The sequence below is a fragment of the Parvibaculum sp. genome, assembly GCF_035511255.1.
GTDB lineage: Bacteria > Pseudomonadota > Alphaproteobacteria > Parvibaculales > Parvibaculaceae > Parvibaculum.
Window position 1 is genome coordinate 1 of the sequence record NZ_DATKFR010000216.1, and the last position, 4,910, is coordinate 4,910.

General features: G+C 63.1%; 4 protein-coding genes, 2 tRNA genes and 1 riboswitch. Of the genes, 4 read left to right on the top strand and 2 right to left on the bottom strand.

Going from position 1 to position 4,910, the window contains the following annotated elements; translation table 11 throughout:
• Nucleotides 1–832: alpha/beta hydrolase (locus tag VMR03_RS08565; protein ID WP_325404213.1), on the top strand; the 832-nt coding region annotated here is incomplete at its 5' end.
• Between the two features lie 73 nt (nt 833–905).
• Here the strand turns inward: VMR03_RS08565 and VMR03_RS08570 are convergent.
• Nucleotides 906–980: transfer RNA gene (locus VMR03_RS08570), tRNA-Gln, on the bottom strand.
• Between the two features lie 168 nt (nt 981–1,148).
• On the opposite strand from VMR03_RS08570, the gene VMR03_RS08575 reads away from it, so the two are divergent.
• Both VMR03_RS08575 and VMR03_RS08580 read left to right on the top strand, forming a co-directional pair.
• Nucleotides 1,149–1,225, top strand: a tRNA-Pro gene (locus VMR03_RS08575).
• 100 nt (nt 1,226–1,325) lie between these two features.
• Nucleotides 1,326–1,559: riboswitch (cobalamin riboswitch) on the top strand.
• A gap of 183 nt (nt 1,560–1,742) precedes the next feature.
• Nucleotides 1,743–3,707 carry a TonB-dependent receptor plug domain-containing protein gene (locus VMR03_RS08580; RefSeq protein ID WP_325404215.1) on the top strand — a complete coding sequence of 655 codons (1,965 nt, stop codon included), beginning with the start codon at nt 1,743–1,745 and terminating at the stop codon, nt 3,705–3,707.
• A 96-nt stretch (nt 3,708–3,803) separates the two neighbouring features.
• Here the strand turns inward: VMR03_RS08580 and VMR03_RS08585 are convergent, their stop codons facing one another.
• A complete protein-coding gene (locus VMR03_RS08585) occupies nt 3,804–4,079 on the bottom strand; it encodes a cysteine rich repeat-containing protein (RefSeq protein ID WP_325404217.1) in 276 nt (91 codons plus the stop codon).
• A gap of 127 nt (nt 4,080–4,206) precedes the next feature.
• Here VMR03_RS08585 and VMR03_RS08590 point away from each other — a divergent pair.
• The coding region (locus tag VMR03_RS08590; RefSeq protein ID WP_325404219.1) for a pyridoxal phosphate-dependent decarboxylase family protein at nt 4,207–4,910 on the top strand (704 nt) is incomplete at its 3' end.

Here is a 4,910-nt window from a genome sequence, read left to right on the forward strand (position 1 = left end):
GTATCAATTGCCCGCCGTTGCGACAGCGGGTTTTCGCGCCATTGCGCCCGACATGCGCGGATATGGTGGCAGCTCCTGCCCCTATCCGGTCGAGGCTTACACCATGTCTGAGCTGACAGGTGACCTCATTGCTCTCCTCGATGCATTGGACATCGAGAAGGCGATCTTTGTGGGCCATGACTGGGGCGGCTTCGTCTCTTGGGCGATGCCTGTTCTGCACCCCGACAGGGTGTCGGGTATTGTCGGTGTATGCACACCCTACATCCCTTTCCCGAGTGTGGCTGTGCATACCGCCACGGTGGATGGCGAAATTGAACGGCAATATGTGTCCTGGTTCCAGCTCCCCGGCGTGGCCGAAAAGCATATGGATCAGCATGTGCAAGCAATCACTTCACGGATCATGCGCACAAGCGCGCCGCTTGAGGATGTCTATAAGCGAGCCATCGTTGACGGCAAGCTCAGCCGAAATCCGTTCCTCCATCTTGATGCGTCTTACGACCTTGGTAGGCCGCTACTCAGTGATTCCGTATTCGATCATTATGTCGAGGCTTTCACGCGAACTGGCTATCGCGGTGGCATCAACTGGTACCGAAACATCGACGGCAACGCAGCCCAATATCCTGATGTGGGCGTCGCGCGGCTCGACCTGCCTTGCCTGATGCTAACCGCCGAGTTGGACCCAGGCCTCAGGCCGGAATTTGCGGACAACATGCCGGAACATTGCTCCGACCTGGAGATGCACATGATCCCGAATGCAGGCCATTGGGTGCAACAGGAGCACGCCGATATCCTGAACGAACGGCTATTGTCCTGGCTTGATCGACGATTTTGAATACGGCGTGTCGGGCACCGAAGGGAACATGCAACTTGGGACCCTATTTCGATCGCAGTCGCATGGGTAAAATTGGCTGGGGCGGGAGGATTCGAACCTCCGTATGACGGAATCAAAATCCGTTGCCTTACCACTTGGCGACGCCCCAGCAGGAGCCGTGAGGTGCAAGGGCGCCCCTCGGAACGGGGCGGAAGATAGCCACATCGGATCGAGGGCGCAACCGGCGCGAACCTGCCGAAATCCTTCGATTTTCTACCTCGCGAAGCCCTTGCGGGGGTGAAGCCGGGAGGCTATAACGCCGCCTCGGATATGGATACGGAGTGTGGCGCAGTCTGGTAGCGCACCTCGTTCGGGACGAGGGGGTCGGAGGTTCGAATCCTCTCACTCCGACCAATCCGATAATTCCCCATTGTTGAATGCGCTCGCCGAGCGATCGACGCGGCGCCCGCCAGACGGGCGGCCAGCCGATTTGACACGCCCCGTTCCGCTTCTATAGTGCCCCTCGCTCGATGGTTCCCGAAGCGCATGGTCGCGCCGAGGGAGGCAAGAGGGAACGGGGTGCGGCGCTTCTCGCGCCAATGCCCCGGCTGCCCCCGCAACTGTAAGCGGCGAGGCCCTGCTCCAGAAAGCCACTGGCCGTCACGCCCCGAAAGGGACGTGGGCCGGGAAGGCGGAACAAGGCCGACGACCCGCGAGCCAGGAGACCTGCCGTCAAGCGCGTCATCTGCCGGAGGCCGGGGTGTGCCAACGGGGCGGCAAGTCGCAAGAGATGACGCGTCGGGTTTTCCGTCGGAGCCGAGCGCTCCGCACGTCCCGCCGCGCATCGGTCTTCGGCCTTTCGCTCCCTCGCATCGCGTGTCCACCGGTCCTGGCGGCCGGGGTTGGCCGCGAAAGACACGAGGGGGTTCTCATGAACAACTCAATCCTGCGCGGCTGGCTTCCGGCCGCCGCCATCGGGCTATCGGCACTCGCCGCCACGCCTGCGCTTGCCGATACGGCCACGCTCACGCCGGAAATTCTCGTCACCGCCGGCGTCGCGCCGAAGCCGACGAAGGAAGTCGCGAGTTCCTACACGATCGTCACCGCCGAAGACATCGAGCGCTTCCAGTACCGCACCGTCGTCGACGCCCTGAAGCAAGTGCCCGGCCTTTCGGTCGTCCAGTCCGGCGGCGCGGGCACGGTCACATCCGTCTTCGCGCGCGGCGCCAATTCGAACCAGACGCTCGTGCTCCTGAACGGCCAACCGATCAGCGATCCGTCCGCACCGAGCGGCGCCTTCAACTTCGCCAACCTGCTTCTCGACAATGTCGAACGCATCGAGGTCGTGCGCGGCCCGCAAAGCGCGCTTTACGGCAGCCAGGCAATCGGCGGCGTCATCAATATCGTCACCAAGACGGGCGCCGGAACGCCGAGCTCCACCCTGCGCCTTGAGGCAGGCACGCTCGGAACGCTCAACACGAGCGGCTCCTCCGGCGGCCATGTTGCCGGCGTCGACTACTTCGTCTCGCTGTCCCGCCAGGCGACCGACGGCAACGACATCACGCCGTCGCGCTATCGCTTCGGCGCACCGGAAGAAAAGGACGGCAACGAGAATGTGAGCAGTTCCGTCCAGCTCGGCGGCAAGCTCAACGAGGCGCTGCGGGCCAACGTCTTCCTGCAATATGACGACGCCCGCGCCGACACCGACGAGGATAGCCCCGGCGCCGGTCTCGCGAGCCAGGGCCGCACGAAGCAGCTTTCCTTGAACGGCAGCCTTGCCGGCACCTTCGCGGATGGGCGCTACCAGCCGCGCCTCACGCTGGCCTATACCCAGTACAGGCGGCACGACGACAACCTGCCCGACAGCTATTCGGTGACCGACAGTCTCGCCAACAACGAGGGCAAGCGCTTCACCGTGAACGTCGACAATGTGGTCAGGCTTGCCGACTGGAACGACGCCTCCTTCGGCGCCGAGTACCGGCACGAGACGTTCACCGCCAACGGCTATCTCTCGATCCCCGATCCGGACCCGCTCTACAGCTATTTCTCCGAGGCGCAATCGGACGCGAGTGCGACGAGCTACGCGGTCTACGCGTCGGATCACATGACCTTCGGCGAGGGCTTCTTCGTGACGGTCAGCGGCCGCTTCGATGCGCCCAAGGATTTCGACAACCAGGCGACCTACACCGTCGCACCGGGATATTATCTCGCCGCCACGGACACGAAGCTGACGCTGAGCTACGGCACCTCCTTCAAGATACCGGCTCTCTACGAACGCTACGGCTTCACCAATACGAGCTACGGTCCCTATGTCGGCAATCCGGACCTCAAGCCGGAAAAGAATACCGGCTGGGACATCGGCCTCGAGCAGGGCATTCTCGACGGCGCGCTGCGCGCCGGCGCGACCTGGTTCCAGAACCGTATCAAGGACGGCGTCGTCACCATCTACACCATGTCGGGTTCGACGAGCGCCAACGCCGATCCCTTCAAGACGAAAGGCGTCGAGGCCTTCATCGAGGCGACGCCCTTCGACACGCTGAGCCTGCGGGCCGACTACACCCTGACCCTGGTCGATGCCGCCCAGATTTCGCCGCATCTGCGCCGTCCCCGGCACCTCGTCAACGGCACCCTCGGCTGGGACGCGACCGACCGGCTCAACCTCGGCACCTCGCTGCAATGGGTCGGCATCTATGACGATGTCCGCAACGGGCCGCCCTACGGCTACCGGAAGTCCCGCCCCTATACGATCGTCAATCTCGCCGGTACCTACAAGCTGACGGAGTCGATCCAACTGACAGGCAAGATCAACAACCTGCTCGATCGCGATTACGAGCCGGCCGACGGCTTCCAGGCGGCGGGTATCGAGGCGCTCGCCGGGATCGCAATCACTTTCTGATACGGGATTCCCTCGTCCTCGCCGGGGGAGTTCAAAGCGACGGGGGCGCCTTCGAAAGAAGACGCCCCCGTTTTCGTGGCCGTAAGCCCTTGTCGATTACTGGCTGCCGCCCGTGCCGGCCGCTTCGCCCGTCTTGCCCTGTTCGCGCTTGGCCTTGGCGTCGACGAGTGCTTCCTTGCACTGGCTGGAGAGATCGCTCTCATGCTCCTTCAGGCATTGGAGAACGCGCCCGCCCCCCGGCGATACGTTCGAACAAAGGCGCTCGAAATCGCCCTTGCAAGCCGTACGCGCGTCGGCCGCCGCCGCGCCCGCTAGTCCGAATTGAGCAGCGAACAAAGCCACCGCAATCGCGGTGGCGGATATCTTTTTCATCTGTTTCATCCTCCGATGAGATGGTTAGGCTCGCTGCCGCCTTCCTCCCCGACGGCAATTGGGAGAGTATAGTCGCAAAGATATCGAAGGCGAGATAGAACGCGCCGCCGAACAGAGGGAAATCACAATGAAGATGCCCGAGAAAGGGACCGACTGGGAGAGCCTGAAGCACGAGATGCAGACGCGCGGCGCGAACGACGTCAAATGGCGCGAGGGCAAGACCGCCGTCTATGTCTTCAACGCCGGGCCCGACATCGAACGTGTGCAGAAAGAAGCCTATACGCTCTTCATGTCGGAAAACGGCCTCGGGCCGATGGCCTTTCCGAGCCTGAAGAAGATGGAGGACGAGGTCGTCTCGATGGGCCTATCGCTCCTCCATGCGCCCGACGGCGCCGCCGGCAATATCACCTCGGGCGGCACGGACTCGATCACCATGGCGATGAAGACCGCGCGCGACTATGCGCGGAAGGAAAAGGGCATGAAGGGCACGCCCAATATCGTGCTGCCACGGTCCGCCCATCCCGCCTTCGACAAGGCGGCCAAGGTCATGGAAATCGAAATCCGCCGCGTGCCCCTGCGCGACTATCTCGCCGATGTCGAGGCGATGGATAAAGCCGCCGACGGCAATACGATCATGATTGTCGGCTCCGCCCCCTGCTTTCCCTACGGCCTGATCGACCCCATCGGAAAGCTCGGCGAACTCGCCGAGGCGCGCGGATTGTGGCTCCATGTCGATGCCTGCGTCGGCGGCTATATCGCGCCCTTCGTGCGCATGAACGGCGGCGACGTGCCGCCCTTCGACTTCGAGGTCGCCGGCGTCTCGTCCATGTC